Source organism: Gilvimarinus algae (assembly GCF_030518215.1).
Lineage (GTDB): Bacteria > Pseudomonadota > Gammaproteobacteria > Pseudomonadales > Cellvibrionaceae > Gilvimarinus > Gilvimarinus algae.
Window position 1 is genome coordinate 601,597 of sequence record NZ_JAULRT010000052.1, and the last position, 16,967, is coordinate 618,563.

Annotated in this window: 14 protein-coding genes and 2 tRNA genes; 4 read left to right on the forward strand and 12 right to left on the reverse strand. The window is 56.6% G+C overall.

Features of this window, described 5'->3' with window-relative positions; genetic code table 11:
- Window positions 1-128: 128 nt before the first annotated feature.
- The 7 genes from cysB to QWI16_RS10035 form a co-directional block, all read right to left on the reverse strand.
- Window positions 129-1,103: an HTH-type transcriptional regulator CysB gene (cysB, locus tag QWI16_RS10005; RefSeq protein WP_302712798.1), complete on the reverse strand. Its 975-nt coding sequence runs from the start codon at window positions 1,101-1,103 to the stop codon at window positions 129-131.
- A gap of 156 nt (window positions 1,104-1,259) precedes the next feature.
- The gene (locus QWI16_RS10010; RefSeq protein WP_302712800.1) at window positions 1,260-2,198 is read right to left on the reverse strand and encodes a 5'-nucleotidase; all 939 of its coding nucleotides are present in this window, start codon (window positions 2,196-2,198) and stop codon (window positions 1,260-1,262) included.
- Window positions 2,198-4,885 (reverse strand): aminopeptidase N, encoded by a 2,688-nt coding sequence (pepN, locus tag QWI16_RS10015; protein WP_302712802.1) that lies wholly within the window; start codon window positions 4,883-4,885, stop codon window positions 2,198-2,200. The genes QWI16_RS10010 and pepN overlap by 1 nt, the downstream gene beginning before the upstream one ends.
- 21 nt (window positions 4,886-4,906) lie before the next feature.
- Window positions 4,907-5,170, reverse strand: a complete 264-nt coding sequence (locus tag QWI16_RS10020; RefSeq protein ID WP_302712804.1) for a YeaC family protein — start codon at window positions 5,168-5,170, stop codon at window positions 4,907-4,909.
- Entirely contained in the window at window positions 5,167-6,045 is an 879-nt protein-coding gene (locus QWI16_RS10025) for a rhomboid family intramembrane serine protease (RefSeq protein ID WP_302712805.1), read from the reverse strand. The genes QWI16_RS10020 and QWI16_RS10025 overlap by 4 nt, the downstream gene beginning before the upstream one ends.
- Window positions 6,046-6,066: 21 nt before the next feature.
- Entirely contained in the window at window positions 6,067-7,032 is a 966-nt protein-coding gene (locus QWI16_RS10030; RefSeq protein WP_302712807.1) for a metallophosphoesterase, read from the reverse strand.
- Entirely contained in the window at window positions 7,029-7,928 is a 900-nt protein-coding gene (locus QWI16_RS10035; RefSeq protein WP_302712809.1) for an NAD(+) kinase, read from the reverse strand. The genes QWI16_RS10030 and QWI16_RS10035 overlap by 4 nt, the downstream gene beginning before the upstream one ends.
- 59 nt (window positions 7,929-7,987) lie before the next feature.
- Between QWI16_RS10035 and QWI16_RS10040 the strand changes: the two genes are divergently transcribed.
- Window positions 7,988-8,965 (forward strand): DUF1853 family protein, encoded by a 978-nt coding sequence (locus tag QWI16_RS10040; protein WP_302712811.1) that lies wholly within the window; start codon window positions 7,988-7,990, stop codon window positions 8,963-8,965.
- On the opposite strand, the gene QWI16_RS10045 is transcribed toward QWI16_RS10040, so the two are convergent.
- The 5 genes from QWI16_RS10045 to QWI16_RS10065 all read right to left on the reverse strand — a co-directional run bounded on the left by QWI16_RS10045 (window position 8,926) and on the right by QWI16_RS10065 (window position 13,422).
- A complete protein-coding gene (locus tag QWI16_RS10045; RefSeq protein ID WP_302712813.1) occupies window positions 8,926-10,059 on the reverse strand; it encodes a cyclic nucleotide-binding domain-containing protein in 1,134 nt (377 codons plus the stop codon). The two genes, QWI16_RS10040 and QWI16_RS10045, sit on opposite strands and share 40 nt — an antisense overlap.
- Before the next feature lie 3 nt (window positions 10,060-10,062).
- Window positions 10,063-11,016 carry a 1-aminocyclopropane-1-carboxylate deaminase/D-cysteine desulfhydrase gene (locus tag QWI16_RS10050; protein ID WP_302712815.1) on the reverse strand — a complete coding sequence of 318 codons (954 nt, stop codon included), beginning with the start codon at window positions 11,014-11,016 and terminating at the stop codon, window positions 10,063-10,065.
- Window positions 11,016-12,347, reverse strand: a complete 1,332-nt coding sequence (locus QWI16_RS10055) for a hypothetical protein (RefSeq protein ID WP_302712817.1) — start codon at window positions 12,345-12,347, stop codon at window positions 11,016-11,018. Before QWI16_RS10055 ends, QWI16_RS10050 begins: the two co-directional genes overlap by 1 nt.
- 909 nt (window positions 12,348-13,256) lie before the next feature.
- Window positions 13,257-13,333 (reverse strand) — tRNA-Asp (locus tag QWI16_RS10060).
- 13 nt (window positions 13,334-13,346) lie between these two features.
- Window positions 13,347-13,422: transfer RNA gene (locus QWI16_RS10065), tRNA-Val, on the reverse strand.
- 179 nt (window positions 13,423-13,601) lie between these two features.
- Here QWI16_RS10065 and QWI16_RS10070 point away from each other — a divergent pair.
- The 3 genes from QWI16_RS10070 to trmA are packed head-to-tail and all read left to right on the forward strand — an operon-like array spanning window position 13,602 to window position 16,966.
- Window positions 13,602-15,104, forward strand: coding sequence for a two-component system sensor histidine kinase NtrB (locus tag QWI16_RS10070; protein WP_302712819.1), 1,503 nt, complete (start codon window positions 13,602-13,604; stop codon window positions 15,102-15,104).
- A gap of 9 nt (window positions 15,105-15,113) precedes the next feature.
- A complete protein-coding gene (locus QWI16_RS10075) occupies window positions 15,114-15,878 on the forward strand; it encodes a hypothetical protein (RefSeq protein ID WP_302712821.1) in 765 nt (254 codons plus the stop codon).
- Entirely contained in the window at window positions 15,875-16,966 is a 1,092-nt protein-coding gene (trmA, locus tag QWI16_RS10080) for a tRNA (uridine(54)-C5)-methyltransferase TrmA (RefSeq protein ID WP_302712822.1), read from the forward strand. The genes QWI16_RS10075 and trmA overlap by 4 nt, the downstream gene beginning before the upstream one ends.
- Window position 16,967 lies beyond the last annotated feature (1 nt).

The following is a 16,967-nucleotide window of genomic DNA, read 5'->3' on the forward strand; positions in this document are numbered from 1 at the left end:
GACTGTACAATACAAAATTCTTGTACAGGTATTCGTTGGCCGCTGGATTTCGGATCACCGAATACTGTAAATAATGCGTCAAACTCTCAGGGACACGGGGCCCGCGCCGGGCCTAACCCGGCGCGGGCTCAGTAAGATGGCAGGTGGATGTCGGAAAACAGATCGTCCAGCTCGACTCTCGAGTGGCAGCTGTAGGCCTGGTTTACCACCTCGCGGGTCAGATGGGGAGCGAATTGCTGGATAAAGTCGTACATAAAGCCGCGCAGGAAGGTCCCCCGCCGGAAGCCAATTTTAGTGATGCTGGCATCAAAAAGGTGGCTGGCATCAAGAGCGACCAAATCATCGTCAATCTCCTCGTCAAACGCCATATGGGCAATAATGCCTATGCCCAAGCCAAGCCGCACATAGGTTTTGATAACATCGGCATCGGCGGCGGTGAACACCACCTTGGGGGCCAGTCCTTTGTTGATGAAGGCCTCGTCCAGCTTCGAGCGGCCGGTAAAACCGAACACATAGGTGACGATCGGGTGCTTGGCCACCTCTTCCAGCGTCAGCTCTGACAGTGACGCCAGGGGGTGATTTTTGGGTACCACAATGCAGCGGTTCCAGCGATAGCACGGCATCATCACCAGATCGCTGAACAGCTCCAGCGCTTCGGTGGCAATGGCAAAGTCCACGGTGCCGTCGGCGGCCATCTCCGAAATCTGCATGGGCGTGCCCTGATGCATGTGCAGAGACACCTCTGGGTACTGGCCGATAAAAGACTCGATCACCGGCGGTAAGGCATAGCGCGCCTGGGTATGGGTCGTGGCAATAGACAGACTGCCCTTGCGCTCATTGCTGAACTCCTGGGCAACCTGTTTGATGCTTTCCACCTTGCGCAAAATTTCGCCGGCCGTTTTGAGAATGGCTTCGCCGGCGGGCGTGATGCGGGTCAGGTGTTTACCACTGCGGGAGAAAATCTCCACACCGAGCTCGTCTTCCAGAAGACGAATCTGCTTACTGATACCGGGCTGAGAGGTATACAGGCTCTGCGCAGTCGCGGATACATTGAGATCGTGGTGAGCCACTTCCCATATATACCGGAGTTGTTGCAGCTTCATAAGCCCTCCAAATGGCCTATCCGTATCGTGTTATAAAAATATAGTTGATTATTCAAGTCAAGAATAGCTGATTTTGCCGCCGGGGCCAAAAAAACGGGCACTGAACCGGCTCGGAACTCGCTGAGCAAGTCAAATCGCCCCGTTTTTTGCGCCCACTTAGGGTTTGACTGAACCCGCCGGACCGCTGAATTCCGGCGAATTGGCCACGCCATGAGGCACGTGGCCTGTCGCTACATGAGCGCTGGCTGATTCAATGTGGGCCTGTTGATCGTCGAAAAACACATCGGCGCCATAGGCCTTGAGAAACTCTCCCTTGGGCAGCCCGCCGAGAAACAGCGATTCATCGATGCGGATTTTCCAGGCTCTTAGCGTGCGAATCACCCGCTCGTGAGCCGGCGCCGAGCGCGCCGTGACCAATGCGGTACGAATCGGACACTGACCACTGTCGCCGTACTCAGCCTGCAATTTGTGCAGTGCGTCGAGAAAAGGCTTAAACGGACCGCCCGGCAAGGGCGTTCGCGCCGCGGCCTTTTCGCTCTCGGTAAAGGCCGATAAACCCTGGCGTTTGAAAATCTGTTCTGCTTCATCGGAAAACAGCACGGCATCGCCATCAAACGCAAAGCGCAGCTCATTTTCATTTTGGCTGCGACTCTTGGGGGCCATCAAGGTGGCCGCAGCTATCCCATGCTCAAGGGCGTTGCGGACATCGTCGGGCTCTGTTGACAAGAATAGGTGGCAGCCGAAGGCAGAGGCGTAGCGATAAGGGCTCAGACCGCTGCAAAAGGCGGCGCGGGTGACATTGAGCTTGTAGTGCTCGATGGAGTTAAACACCCTCAGGCCAGTGTCGGCACTGTTGCGAGACAGTAAAATGACTTCGACCCGAGGGTCTCCCGGCAGGTTCTCATTGAGCCGCAGTAACTTTTGCACCATGGGAAAGGCATCGCCGGGCTCTAGCAGCTCATCTTCATGGTCCATTTGATATTGAGCATAAGCTTCCAGTCCCTTGTCCATAAAGACCTTATGGGAATCGTCCAGGTTAAACAGCGCCCTGGACGAGATAGCGATGACCAGTTTATTGCCAAATCCGCTAGCCATTAGTTCAAACTCTTACTGACGATTTCATAACTGTCCGGAGACAGGCCCGGTTGATCGGCGAGCCGTTGCAGCTGCAAGCGCATGGCCTGCCCTCTGTCTCCAGTATAGCGGCGCCAACGGGTCAGCGGCGTGATCAGGCGCGCGGCTATCTGCGGATTTTTGCTATCCAGTTGGAGAATTTGCTCGGCCAGAAACCGGTAGCCCGCATCCGGCTCATCCGCAGTGCCAGTGTGAAAATTCAAAGGGTTGTTGTTGCAAAATACGCTGATTACTGAGCGAATTTTATTGGGATTGTTGCCGTCATAGGCCGGGTGCTGAAGCAACGCCTGAACCCGCTCAAGCGCCCCGGGAATGGGATTTCGTGCCTGCAGCGCCAACCACTGATTGACGACCAAGGGCTCGTCTTGCCATTTTTGGTAGAACGCGGTCAGAGCGTCCCGGGCCTGCTCTTGTGCAGTGTTGTCTTCACAACACACCAAAGCAGTCAGGGCAGCCATTTCGTCCGTCATATTGTTGGCACGGGCCAACTGATTGAGGCACAAGTGCAGATCCTCGGCGGTGGGCAGCAGCATTAGATAGCCGAGGGCCGCATTTTTCATGCTGCGCAGCGCTATGTCGTCGGACTGCGCCCGGTATTCGCGGGTCGGGTCATAGGCCGAAACCCTCAGGCGGAAGAGCTCGGCCAGCTCGCTTCCCACATAAGCCGCCACCTGGCGCCGGGCAAAGTGGATGGCCACAGGGTCGATGACCTCCTGCTCTTCGGCGATATAGGCCTCGGAGGGAAGATTGAGCATGAGCGCCAACATAGCCTGGTCGAGGCTGTTATCCTCCAGCAGCAACCGGTAGACCTGCACCAGTGTCGAGTCGGGGACGAACTCGGCCAGCGTGTCTTGCTGGTAGGCCAGCATGGCGTCTTGAATGGTGGCGAGAGCGAGTTTCTGGCAGGCCTCGTACCGATTAAAGCCATCGCTGTCGTGCAGTGCCAGGGTCGCGAGATCTGCACGGCTGTACTGATAGTCGAGTTTTACCGGCGCCGAGAAACCGCGTAATAAAGACGGCACAGGTTTTTCAGGTATGTCGGTGAAAACAAAGGTTTGCTCGGTTTCGGTCAGCTCCAGTACTCGATGAGTATTGTCTTCTGGCAAGTCGTCGAGTGACTCGTCGGCGAGCTTTAGCGCCAACTCGCCGGCCTCGCCCAAAAGCCCCATTGCCACGGGAATGTGAAAAGCGAGCTTTTCGGCGCACTCGGGTGTGGCCGGAGTGCTCTGGCGAATGGTCAGACTGTAGCGGCGCTGCTCTTGGTCGTATTCATCGGTAACGCTCAGGCGCGGCGTCCCCGCCTGGTTGTACCAGCGTTTAAATTGGGTGAGGTCGCGTCCAGACGCGTCTTCCATGGCCTGGACAAACTCTTCCGTGGTCACAGCTTGACCGTCGTGGCGCTCGAAGTAGAGATCAGTGGCTTTGCGAAAATCGGCCGGCCCAAGCAAGTTGGCCAACATACGCACCACCTCGGCCCCTTTCTCATAGATGGTCAGCGTGTAGAAGTTGGAGATTTCCATGTAGCTCGCTGGCCTGATTGGATGGGCCATGGGGCCGGCATCTTCAGCAAACTGCAAGGTGCGCAATACAGCCACATCCTCTACCCGCTTGACGGTACGCGAGCCCATGTCGGCGGAGAACTCGGCATCGCGAAATACAGTAAACCCTTCTTTCAGGCTGAGCTGGAACCAGTCTCTACAGGTCACACGGTTGCCGGACCAGTTGTGAAAATACTCGTGCGCCACCACGCCCTCGACTCGCTGAAAGCCGGCGTCGGTGGTCGTTTCGGGCTTGGCCAAGACGCACGACGTGTTGAAAATGTTGAGCCCTTTGTTTTCCATGGCCCCCATATTGAAGTCATCGACAGCGACGATCATAAAAATGTCCAGGTCGTATTCGCGGCCATAGACTTGCTCGTCCCAGCGCATGGCGTTCTTCAACGAGGACATGGCGTGGTCGCATTTATCGAGGTCTTTTTCCTCGACAAAAATTTGCAGTGTCACCTCGCGACCCGAGGCGGTACGAAACCTGTCCTCAACCTTCGCCAAGTCACCAGCCACTAAGGCAAAGAGATAACAGGGCTTCTTATGGGGGTCATGCCAGGTGGCGAAGTGGCGACCACCGTCCAAGTCTCCGCCGTCAATTTTGTTGCCGTTACTGAGCAGAATCGGACACTCGTTTTTATCGGCGCTTACGCGAGTGATAAAATCACTCATGACGTCCGGGCGGTCAAGATAATAGGTAATCTTGCGAAAACCCTCTGCTTCACACTGGGTACAGTAAATGGTGCGTGAGCGATACAACCCTTCGAGTGAGGTGTTTTGCTCAGGCAGAATTCGCACGCGCGTAGTGAGCACGAAGCGCTCGGGCGGGTTGTGCAGTGTCAAGCCGCGATGGTCGCACCGATATTGAGTGCTATCGAGCGCCTTGCCATCTATGGCGATATCCAAAAGCTCAAGTGCCTCACCATCGAGAGTCAGGGCTTGGGGACGCTCGTCGAGGCACTGGAACTGCAACCGAGCCAGAACAAAGGTTTCGCCTTTATAAATATCCACATCCAGCTCGGTCTTTTCAATTATATAAGACGGTGGAGCGTAATCCTTTAAGTACACAGTTTTGCCGGATGGCACGGGCTCTGAGCTATTCATAGTTACCTCATCAAAAATCTGTTACTGCCACTTCAGCGGCACATCCGCATCGGGAACGTCTTGGTCGCTGGCACAATGAGTATGCGGTCTGGGCGCGATATAGCCGGTTCGCTCTTCTGGCGGCAGGTGTTCGTGCTCGTAGGCAATCACAGCCTGCAGGCACAGGGATCTTTGCTCCTGTGAGAGTGCGCGGCCGTCAGGCCATTTTCCCAGTTCAATGGCGCGTTTTAAGCTGCGGTAGATCTCAGGCGTCAGCTTGTTGATCAGTTGGTTTAATTCATTCATTGCTTGGTCTTGGGTTGTCGAATTGCGGAGAGTCCACCGAGCGCGGCACCAGCGACCAGACCACCCAGATGGGCACCATTGGCTACGCCACCGCTCATAAAGAGATCAACGACGCCCAGCATACAGATTCCCAGCCAGGCGAGCATAAAAATAAGAATACCGCGCGGTACTGCTAACGCCGGGTGCGGGCGCAGCCATTGATGAACGCTTATAAAGCCTACCATAGCGTAGACCACCCCCGACATGCCGCCGAACATCGCCGCCTGTGATGGCCAGACGTATTGGGTCAGGTTGCTGGCAAGGGCGCTGAACAGGAAAAAGACCGCGTAGCGCCACGGGCCCATCACCCACTCAAGCCGACGTCCCAACTCCCAGGTCCAAAGTGCGTTAAAAACGATATGAAAAATCGAAAAGTGCAGAAAGGCGGGGCTTATCAGACGCCACCACTGACCGCTCGCCAAGGTATCGTTAAGCTCACCCAGGTAGTAGCCACCCGGCACTTGTAGCAGAGGCACGAAAGTCAACTCGCCAAGCCAGGCTTGTAAAGGCGCGAAGCGGGCAACGGCAAAACCGAGCAGGCTCAGGGCGATCAGCAACACTGTGAGCGGAAATTTTCTCAACTGCAGCAGCACAGCCGCCCCAGGCTCGCCTTCGGTTTGCTCGACAACGGGTGTGTCCTGCGCCGGCACGCCGCCGGCAAGCCAGGTGTCGATAAACTCTCCGACAGGTTCACCGAGGCGTGGATCTGGCACTTGAAGAATTTGTCGCCCCTGATACTCGGTGACTCTGTGCGGAATTTGTCGCGTGCGCAACAATTGCACAAGTTCTGTCAGATCCCGCTCGAGGGGAAATTCTCTTACACTGGTCCAGAGCACTGTCTACTCACTCTCTCGGCCCTAGGGGTCCACATAGACCCAGGCATAATTATCCGGATGAATTCGCTGAGCACCGTCGCCCCGATAGGCCACCAGCCGACCAAATTTAACAGCACTGTAATCCAGGCAGGCAATGTTGGGGGCTACCGGTTGAGGAACGCCGCTGAGCCAATAGTGGCCAAGGAACAAGGGCGGCTGACGGCTATCATACACCACCAGTTGCCGGTCGATCTCAGGTTTAATGGCCAGTGCTGCGATTTCCGCCGGCAGCGGGTCGGGCTGAAACGCCAGATCGCCAAGGGTTTGGGGGGCTTGTTCCCAGAACTTGGCGCGGAAGCTGCGGCGTTTGTAGCCCTCGGCCGAGAGCATAAAGCGCCCCTCTGGCAGCGGGAGCTCAATACCCGAGGTCAGCCGCTTGACGTGTTGGGCGCTCATCGATGACGGGTCGGCCAATGCCAGCCACTCACTCTCGTCCAAAACGGCACTGGTGCGTGCCTCAATCACGGTGCTGTCCCAGCAGGCGTGGACAATGTTGGCCCCGCGCGCCCGCAGATACAGCGGCCGGCGCGCCAGCCATTGCAGGTGGTCGCGCCACTCGTCATTGTGATGGGCGAACTGCTCCAGGGTCTCACTGATAATTCGGGTGTTGCGAGGTGTGTGCGGCCTTAAGTAGTTGCCGGGTGCCGAAGGGTGCACAGTGCAATAACACAAGGCGTTAATCTCATGATTGCCGAGTATCAGGTAGGCACTGCCGCGCTCGACCATCTCGCGTACCAAGGCGAGCGCCTCGCGAATGCGCGGCCCGCGATCAAGAATATCACCGACAAAAACGGCCTTGCGCTGGGCGTGGGCGTATACGCCCTGCTGATGCCGATACCCCATTTGTTCGAGGAGACGCTCAAGTGTCTGCGCACATCCGTGCACATCACCGATAAAATCCAGGCGCGAGGCATCTTCGTCGAGGTCATAGGGCTCAGCGGGAGTCATGACTTATCCAGCAAATGGCCTCCCCAGCCCAGTTTGGAGCGGCAGCGCTCGTAGAAATTGTGGTTCAGCGGGTGAATCAGCTTTAAGTGCTGGGGTTTTTTGCTAATGATAATCTGGTCACCGCCGCGCACGGGGTCGTGAGTTTGCCCATCACAAGTGACCTGGGGTACGGCGCTGTTGCCCTCGCCCACCAGTATGCGTATCACGCTATCGCCCGCAACAACCATAGGCCGACTGCTGAGCGTGTGGGGGTTCATGGGCACCAGAACTATGGCGTCGAGTTTGGGGTGCATGATCGGGCCGCCGCCGCTCAGCGCGTAGGCGGTAGACCCGGTGGGTGTGGAGACAATGATCCCGTCCGAGCGCTGAGACGTGACAAAATAGTCGTCCACATAGAGTTCAAATTCGAGCATGCGAATAAACTCGCCCGGGTGCAGGACCACATCGTTGAGCGCATCGCCACCGCATACCGGAGCACCGTCGCGTACCACTTGCATGTCCAGCAAAAAGCGTTGCTCTGCCACATACTCGCCCGCCAGCACCTCGGCGATTTTTTGTTCAATGTCCTCCGGGACTATGTCGGTCAAAAAGCCGAGACGCCCTCGATTGATACCGAGCAAGGGTACGTCATACTGCACCAGATCTCTCGCACCACTAAGCAGACTGCCGTCGCCCCCGACGACAATCGCCAGGTCACAGCTGGTACCGAGCTCATCCATATCCGCTACCTGCAATTGCGGGTAGTGTTGCCCGACATCGACGATTTGCGCCGTCTGCTCTTCGATGAGCACCTGAACATCGCGGGTCAGCAGGAAGCGAATCAGCCGATCCACGCTATAGCGTGCCCGCTGATTGTCCAAGCGACCGATAAGGCCTATTCTGGAAAATTGCGTCATGGTCTTCCCCGCCGTTACTATTATCCGCGCCATTATGCCCAAGCCGTCAGCAAACGCCAATGAACAGCAGTCCTGAACACAACGGTATCACAGAACTCATACGCGAGCTTAAGGTGCGGCAGGTTCGCGAGCTCGCCTGGTGCTGTTTTGGACCGGATGTAGTGGCCGCTCTGACCTACCCCGCCAGTGGCTATCGAGTGCCTTTGGATGACAGGACCATCGATTGGCTGCGCTCGCTCGATGGCGACCCAGGCGCCCTGCTTGCACACCTGTCCGGTCGGCGCAGCACCCGACTGGGGCTCTATTTCGAATCCCTCTGGCAGTTCTACTGGCAGGCGTTCAGTGGCGATACACTGATTAGTCACAACCGACAAATCAATGGCGATTCGCGTACTCTGGGCGCTTTTGACTTCATCCTCGCCAGTAACGATGGACACTACCGACATATCGAAGCGGCGGTAAAATTCTATCTGGGTCAGGGTGAAGACCTCCGTCAGCTGGCCGCGTGGGTTGGTCCCAATGCCAATGACCGGCTGGACATTAAGGTTCGTCATTTAACGGACCATCAGTTGCCGCTGTTGCATCGGCGCGAAGCCATGGAACAGCTGCGCCTCGACGGCATGGACAGCGCCCACGTTGAGCAGCACTTTTTATTGCGCGGCTGGCTCTTCGCGCCGGCCAGGGCAGATTTAACAGAGTTGCCACCGGGGGTAAACCGGGAGGCTCTGCAGGGGAGATGGTGGTATTTGCGGGATTTCACTGCAGGCACTGCGAGCGGTGCCTTCACCGCCGATAAGCCATTTTTTAGCGTCATACCGAGAAATCACTGGCTGGCCCCGGTTCGTTATCACCGAGCTCTGCAGCCACTGCAACGCACCGAATTGAACTTTGCGCTGATCAGTCAGGTCGGCGGCCTGGGTGTGCCCAAAATGGTCGCACGCCTTGAGCCTGAAAAAGACATTTGGCAGGAGTGTGAGCGTTTTTTTGTCGTGCCAGATCACTGGCCGGCAACGGCCAAGCCTTCGCGCAACACATAGTTTTTGTCTGCCTCAGGAGTAAGTTCGCTATCGGCGCGGTGAAACAGTTGGTCGCAATGCTCGAGCGCTTTGACGGAAAACCCCTGTTCGCGCAACAGGTGAGTGGCAGCGCCACTGCGCCGGCCGGTATCGCAGTAACAAATATAGTGAACCCCTAGTCGCAGCAGGCGGGATTTTATACCGAGCAGGTGCAGGGGAATGTTCACCGCCCCCGGAATGTGGCCCTGAGCGTATTCTTCGTCCGAGCGAACATCGACCACCGCCGTTTGCTTAACATCTCGTTGTAACACCGTCTGGTAACTGACCAATGGTACTTTGGGGGCTTTGAGCAAGCGATAAAACGCCTGCTTGGGCAGACACATGATGACGCCATCGCTGGTCATAGTGACACTGGCGTTGCGCGGGGCGTCGTTCACCAGGGCATCCTCGCCAAAGCAGCGCCCCTCCGCGATGCTGGCAACTTTCTCGCTGCCCGTAGGCCCCTGGCGGGTCACCTCTGCCCTGCCCTCTTTAATGAAGTAGCACATATCGCCGATTTCGCCCTGACGGATAATGACTTCCCCGGCATCCACAAGACGCGGTGTCATCTGGCTAAAGATCTCTTCAACGTTCAGAGGTGGCACTTTAAAAAACAGGTTTGAGCGCAATACCTGCATCATCCACTTAACGTCTTCGTCCATGTCGCGGTCGCGGGCGATGACGCTGTGCAGATAATCGGCTACCTGGCTCCAGGTCAGCAGCTTGTCCAGCTCGTCACTGTGTATGCGCAGCACTGCGCAATCGGTTGCCGCTATCGCCTGGTACTGGCGCGGCCGTTCGTGCGCCAGGGGCATAATGGTGGTGCGCCCTTTAACCACCGTTTCCAGGCCGTCGGCGTCTTCGAGCAGCAAGTCCCCGTAGAGTAAATAGAGGTGGCACTGATCTACCGCACCCCGGTTAAACAATGACTGACCGGGGTACAGAAATTCCGCTCGCGCCCCGTCGAGTAATACCTGCAAGTGCGCTTCGCTCATATCCTTGAGCGGCACCAGCGCCCGGGCCTGCTGCAGTTCGACACAGACACTGTTTTGGCCGTAGTTGGTTTGCTGTTCCATAACTTACTGCTCACAAGGCGAAAGTGGTGATGGGCTCGGCCAGTCAATTTGTGCAGAAAACCCGCGACGCCCCTGAATACCGCCGGTGTGCAACGCGATCAGCGTTGTGCCCGGGCGCCAGTATCCGGCGAGTGCCAATTGATTGATGCCCCATAACATTTTCAAGGTGTAGACCGGATCGAGCGCGATGGTGTGTTCGCGCTCAAATCGACGCCAAAAATCCATCATGGCGGACGGCAGGCGGCGGCCATAGCCGCCGCCGTGAAAACCCCAGATAAGGCGCCAGGGCCTATCCGTTGGCAGGCCCATTGCGATTTGGCTTTGCGCCGAATCGTCTTTGAGGGCCGAAAAACCAATGGTCGGCAGTGCCCCCGCGAGCCCCCGGATCACCCCGGCCATTGTCGCGCCGGTACCCACCGGCAAACAGATCGCCGCGGCATTGCCAGAAGCGCTCAGCGCGATGGCCTGGCCCAGCCATTCACACCCAAGGCGACCAAGCTCATTGGCGCCCCCTTCGGGCACAAAGTAGTCATCGTCGGCTATTCCGGGCGAGGCGCCCGCCGCGTAGGCCCGATACGCCTGGCGCGAGACAAACTGTAGTTCCATTCCCCAGCGCTGTGCGTCTAATAACGTAGCGCTCAATTGCGCCGGGCGCTCACCACGCACGATTGCCTTGGCAGCGAAGCCGTGTTCACTGGCCATGCGCGCCAAGGTATGCAGGTGATTAGACCAGGGGCCGCCCAGGCTCACCAGGCGCGTTTTACCGAGCTGCCTCGCTTGAGCCAAATTGAAATAGAGCTTGAACAGCTTATTGCCGCCGTAAATGGGGTGGAGCAAGTCGTCGCGGCGCAACAACACCTCAACGCCACGCGCCTGACAGTGCGGTAGGCGCAAGCGATCGTATGCGACGCTTTGAGCGCTTTGCAGCAGGGCGTTGAGTGGTTGGTAGCTGCCCATCAGCCGCGCCCTGCCGCGAGGTTGCCATCCACGGTGCGGTGCAGCTCACAGCGGTTTGTCTCACCCTCGTGAAAGTCCGTGGGATCGGTAATCCGCTTGACGCCAGTGCCGCACTCTTCGCCATCGGCTGTGGTCGCCGTACAATAGGGGGACTGGTAGTGGTCGAGCCATAACCGGTAGATGGCGTCACTGACACCGCATTTCTGCGCGGCGTAGGCGGCGGGGTCTGCCAGGTAATCGGCGATGTCTTCCGCCGGAAGCGTCATCTGCCCTGCCCCTGGCTGATAGGCCACAAAACTGATACCAGCTTTTTGCAGAGGGGCCAGCATTTGACGGGCACCGTGCTCCAGTAGCCCCTCGCGTTCTTGCTGCAGCTGCGCCAGTTCTTCGCGTAAACTCTCTTCCTGCTGTTGGCGGTAAAAGAGTTCCATTTCGCGCATGTCCAACAATTGCTGCAGTTCGTCGCGGGTTTCCTGCAGCTTTTGCTCAAGCTCGCGGGCAAAGCCTTCTTCTAGCGCTTCGAGTTGTGCGCCGCCGTCGAGACGGGTGGCACTCAGTTTATGCTCGTAGTATTCGCGCACGCCCTGCAGTTTGCTGTCCCTAAGCGCCAATTCGTGTTCGAGTTCGCTGATGCGCTTTTGCTGTTGCGCATTCTCTGCCTGTTCGCGCTCCAGTTTACCTTGATACCCGCTCAGACGCTCCTGATGTTCGCGCTTGAGCGCATCCACCTTTAAAGAGAGCCGGCTCTTGAGAGTATTGATCCGCAACCGCTGCTCTTTTAGAGTGTGCGCCAGCCGAGTGCGCATGGCCTGCGCGTATTCGCGCTCGAGCTTGTCTTTCAGCTCGCTGGCACCGGCCGACACCGGCTCTTCAGCAGGTTTCTCCGGAGCCGAGAACACCAACCCAAGGCGGTTTGCCGCTATCGCCTTTTTCATCAATACGAAACTGTTGCGACCCGGCTCCATAGTAGGGTCCCAGAGGTTTTTCTGGTGCCACTCGATCGGGCACTGGCTGTAGCACGCCAGAGCAATAGGCCCCGCCCCCAAATCCGGGCCACGGCTGGCGCTGTCAGCCAGTTGCTGCAGTGGGACGTTCCAGCGGGCGCCGATCATGCCCCTGGCATCGAAATCGACCATAAAAAACACACAGGCACGGATTCTGAGCTGGCGGTTAATACGCAGGTAGACGGCGCAAATTCGCCGGTTGGCAAAATCGGGCAGAGGGACAAAACCATCCATAACGGCCTCAAACTCCGGGTACTGAAGTTCCCGATCGATTTTGCCGTCTTCGAAAATGACCACTGCTTCTACTGATTCATCCAGACCGGACATGGCTGCCCCTGCGCGCGTTACACATACGCCCTACTCCGCGATTTCGTCAAAGTATAGGGTTAGAGGCGGGATAAATCAGCTATTTCGGGGTTTTTGGGTCTTTTGGGGGGGAAATGTGGGATTTGGTTCAGGTTTTCACAATCGGCTGGGCCCCGCCGATTTCCGAGCACCAGGCTCGGCAAACGGCAGGTTTAGAGTTCAGAATAATCTTCGCCGCCATCCTCATCGAGCTCTTCGAGGGGCGCCTCCAGCAACTCTTCAAGATAATCTTGCATGTCTATTTCCTCAGGGTGTTTCAGTTTTTTTCGTGTATTCCGCTTCCTGAAGTGGCTCCAGGGAATCGGATCAGGGTTATGACATTAAAAAGCCTTGGCAATTCCCTAAATCAGGAGGTTCCCACAGCTATATGACAATAATGTGATTTTTGAGGTCTTGCCGGGCTCTTTACGAGAGTGCACGCTTCTTGGATCAGGAATAGAGAGCAGCCTACCGGGTGCAGACGGAGACTTTGGCCAGCGGAGAAAAACACTCAGAGTATGCCCGCTTCGGATGAGGGCAATGCCCAAGCTCCCATGACTCTGAAGCAATGCTCACTTTGGGCCCTCGCCTCTCGGGTAGTAGTGCGGCGAATTGGTCGAACACAGCTTGGCGGGTTCTCGCCCTGTCCTGTCGGCATGGACAATATTAACGGGCATAAAAAAGGCCCCACAGTGCGGAGCCTTTTTGAATAGTGGCGGACCGGAGGGGAATTATGGCCGCCGATCCCTGGCGGCCACCCTTCGGGCAGCTCTGTCGAGCTGTGCCAATTGGCTCCCGGCCAATTGGTCGAACCCGAACGCGGCTTCTTGCCCGTCTCGAACCAGAATACATACAAAAAGCCCCCGCATTCGCGAGGGCTTTTTGTATGTATGGCGGACCGGACGGGACTCGAACCCGCGACCTCCGGCGTGACAGGCCGGCATTCTAACCAGCTGAACTACCGGTCCGCAATCCTGAAATTGGTGGGTGGTACAGGGATCGAACCTGTGACCCTCGCCTTGTAAGGGCGATGCTCTCCCAGCTGAGCTAACCACCCCCCGTTCAGGTGCTGGGCATTCTACTGAAAACCTAATAGGTGTCAAACATTATTTCAAATTAATTCCCTAACCGACTAAAATGTATACACTTTTTCTATTTTTCATCCGTTTTCCACGGGTTTTCAGGTCTGTCGGCGCATCGGCTTCGGTGCTAGACTGCCGAGCTCAAGAGACGTTTGTGGGGCCGGGTTTGACAGTGGGGCGCAGGTTAACGAAAACAGTTTTCTGGCTGACTACGCTGACAGCTGCTCAGGCATTTGCCCAGGCAGGCAATGGTGAGCTGAGCGAGCGAAATTGGCTTTGGGTGATCATTCTGATCTTGCTCATGCTGCAAACTACACTGATTATCGGGTTACAGCGCAGCCGTCTGAAAATAAAGCACGCCCGCCAGGCGCTCTTTGAGTCGCAAAAAGAGCTGGAAGAAAAAGTCCGCGATCGCACCGAATCCCTGCACAGTACCAACGATCAGCTCTACCAGGAAATTGGCCGCCACGAAGCTACCGAGCTTCTGCTACGCGAAACGCAGGAATATCTCCACAGCATCATCAACTCCATGCCTTCGGTGATTATCGGCGTGACGCACAGAGGTTTTATTACCCACTGGAACGCCGCGTCGGAAGACAAAACGGGAATAGCATCGGCCGATGCTTTGGGCAAGCACTTGAAAGACGTTTACCCAAGCCTACCGGTGGACGGTGATATTATCAGCGATACCATTGAGGCGGGCACACCCTATATCAGCCAGAATATTCAAGAAACCTACTCCGGCGAGCTACACTACAGCGACCTGACCATATATCCGCTGATCGCCGCTCAAGCCATCGGAGCCGTTATTCGGATCGACGATGTCACTATGCGGGTGCGCGTTGAGAACATGATGATCCAAAACGAGAAAATGCTCTCTCTGGGCGAATTGGCCGCAGGCATGGCACACGAGATCAACAATCCGCTGAGTACGATTCTGCACGGTGTCCAGAATATATACCGCCGGATTTCCCCTTCACTGGCCGCCAATCATCGCGCTGCCGAGCATCACAATGTGCGGCTCGAACAGCTTGTCGCCTATTTGGAGGAGCGGAAAATTTCGCAGTTTTTGGAAGATATTCGCGAGGCAGGTGAGCGCTCGGCCGACATTGTCACCAATATGCTGGATTTTTCCCGCTCCAGCGGACAGAGTCAGCGGCCTTTTGATCTTGCCCACGTTATCCGCCACGGCATCGAACTGCTCGCCGCCGAGCGCTCCCATTTACCGGAGATCGTGCTCGAACTGGACGCTAGCCTGCCGCAAATTCATGGCAGTGCCGCCGAGATACAGCAGGTATTGCTCAACTTGATTCGCAATGCCGCTCAGGCGATTGGCGACGATTTTGATGAGACAGCCTACATTAAGATCCAGCTGGCCCACGATCAGAACGACGCCATATTGGAGGTAGAAGACAATGGCCCCGGGATGCCCGAGGAGGTCGCACGCCATATTTTTGAGCCATTTTTCACAACCAAGGACATTGGTCAGGGTACGGGGCTTGGACTTTCGGTATCCTATTTTATTGTGACGGAGCACCACGGCGGCACGATTGATGTTGCGTCTAACCCCGGTGAAGGGACGCGCTTTACCATTCGACTCCCCAAAGACCGCAACCGGGATGAAGGAAGCCTGCCTGCGTCTTTGCTGGTTCACTGAGGATCTTCTATGTCATATTTTAGGCCATTTTCCCTGACCGCTATTGTCTGTACAGCGCTGCTGTTAAACGCCTGCCAGACCAAAGAGCCCTTGCCACCCACAAGTGCCGAGTTGGTTGTTTTTGCCCATAACGTGCAGGATGCCGCCGTGGAAGACCTGACCGTCCTTGCCAGCTGCAGCGCCCTGGGAGGCCCGGTCGCCGACCAGGCAAGTGCCGTGCGCGAATCCTGGCAATTCACCAACACCGAATTGCTGTCACGCTCAGAGGCGCTGATTCTGGCAGACCAGCCCGACGTGGTGAACTGGGACGAGAGACTTTACTCGCTGTCCAGTGTCTTCAAAGTTCGGGACTTGGGTGATCGCGTCTCCGACAGACTCAACTTGTCTCAGCGCGGGCCCGACGCCCAAAAGGCGGTCTGCCGCCGGGAGCTCGACCGGGTGGAGAGCGCTCGCTACACAGAGCTCGATGCAAACGCTGCTCTAAGCCAAACGCTCCTGAGCGACTACCCGCCCCTGGCCGATAACATCGTCGGTGTTAGCGACATCCGCGATCGTTTCAATCGCTGGCCCGAACCTGGGCGCAGCTTTTTCAGTGTTAGCCAGTCATTGCAAGCCAACTGCAGTGGCAATTCCCGTATAATCACGCTTTTGAATCAGTGGCCCCTGGAGAGCTACGCCCACTACTGCAATCAGGCGCCCGCAGCGCTGGTAAGTTGCGAGTGGGGGGAGTGTCGCCAGCAAGACCCAACCGCTCCCGATAGAGAATCTGAATGACCCAAGCATTTTCCGACGAGGCATACCCCCGGCAACTGCAGGAGAAACTCGCCAAGATACAAACGCTGTTTAGCAACTGCGCGCTTCCCGAGATTGAACTGTTTGACTCCCCTGCCCGCGGCTTTCGGATGCGGGCAGAGTTTAAAATTTGGCACGAGGGAAGCCGCGCCCACTACGCCATGTACCGCCAAGGCGAGTATAAAAAGCCCTACTTTATCGACGATTTTCCCCAGGGTTTCAAGACCATTACCCAGTTGATGCCGCCACTGCTGGAGGCGATCAATGCCAGTGAGCTGCTCCGGCGCAAGCTGTTTCAGGCCGAATTTTTAACCACCTTGTCGGGCGAGGCGCTGGTTACTCTGATTTACCACAAAAAGCTGGATGAACAATGGGATGAGGCCGCTCGACCTTTGCAACAGCAGTTCAATATGCGGCTGATTGGGCGCAGCCGCGGACAGAAACGAGTCCTGGACAGAGACTATGTCACAGAAACCCTGACTGTCAGCGGCCGTCAGTACCGTTATCAGCAAATAGAAAGCAGTTTTACCCAGCCTAACGCCATCGTCTGTGAAAAAATGCTGGGCTGGGCTGTGAAACACAGTGCTGGAGCCGGGGGCGATTTACTCGAGCTCTACTGTGGCAACGGTAACTTCACTTTACCGCTGGCGCAGAACTTTGAGCGGGTACTTGCCACAGAGTTGGCGAAAAGCTCGGTAAAGTCAGCTCAATACAACATGGCACTCAATGGTATCGGCAATATCGAGACAGTGCGAATGTCCAGCGAAGACTTTTCCCAGGCGCTGGACAAGGTGCGTCCCTTTCGACGCCTGCAGCATCTTGAGCTGGACAGCTATCGCTTCACTACGCTGTTTGTCGACCCGCCCCGAGCCGGCCTAGACCCGCACACCACCGAGATCGCCCGGCGTTTTGAGCGCGTCATCTATATCTCCTGCAACCCTGAAACCATGCACCGTGATATAGTGGCTCTGCAAAGCAGTCACAAGATCAGCGCCTTTGCGCTTTTTGATCAGTTCCCTTTTACCGATCACATCGAGTGCGGCGCTGTTTTGGAAAAATCAATTGCTTAAA

Bases quoted from the DNA above. Each gene is read 5' to 3' on its own strand.
- cysB (WP_302712798.1), bottom strand. From the start codon at position 1,103: ATGAAGCTGCAACAACTCCGGTATATATGGGAAGTGGCTCACCACGAT.
- QWI16_RS10010 (WP_302712800.1), bottom strand. From the start codon at position 2,198: ATGGCTAGCGGATTTGGCAATAAACTGGTCATCGCTATCTCGTCCAGG.
- pepN (WP_302712802.1), bottom strand. From the start codon at position 4,885: ATGAATAGCTCAGAGCCCGTGCCATCCGGCAAAACTGTGTACTTAAAG.
- QWI16_RS10020 (WP_302712804.1), bottom strand. From the start codon at position 5,170: ATGAATGAATTAAACCAACTGATCAACAAGCTGACGCCTGAGATCTAC.
- QWI16_RS10030 (WP_302712807.1), bottom strand. From the start codon at position 7,032: ATGACTCCCGCTGAGCCCTATGACCTCGACGAAGATGCCTCGCGCCTG.
- QWI16_RS10035 (WP_302712809.1), bottom strand. From the start codon at position 7,928: ATGACGCAATTTTCCAGAATAGGCCTTATCGGTCGCTTGGACAATCAG.
- QWI16_RS10040 (WP_302712811.1), top strand. From the start codon at position 7,988: ATGAACAGCAGTCCTGAACACAACGGTATCACAGAACTCATACGCGAG.
- QWI16_RS10045 (WP_302712813.1), bottom strand. From the start codon at position 10,059: ATGGAACAGCAAACCAACTACGGCCAAAACAGTGTCTGTGTCGAACTG.
- QWI16_RS10050 (WP_302712815.1), bottom strand. From the start codon at position 11,016: ATGGGCAGCTACCAACCACTCAACGCCCTGCTGCAAAGCGCTCAAAGC.
- QWI16_RS10055 (WP_302712817.1), bottom strand. From the start codon at position 12,347: ATGTCCGGTCTGGATGAATCAGTAGAAGCAGTGGTCATTTTCGAAGAC.
- QWI16_RS10075 (WP_302712821.1), top strand. From the start codon at position 15,114: ATGTCATATTTTAGGCCATTTTCCCTGACCGCTATTGTCTGTACAGCG.
- trmA (WP_302712822.1), top strand. From the start codon at position 15,875: ATGACCCAAGCATTTTCCGACGAGGCATACCCCCGGCAACTGCAGGAG.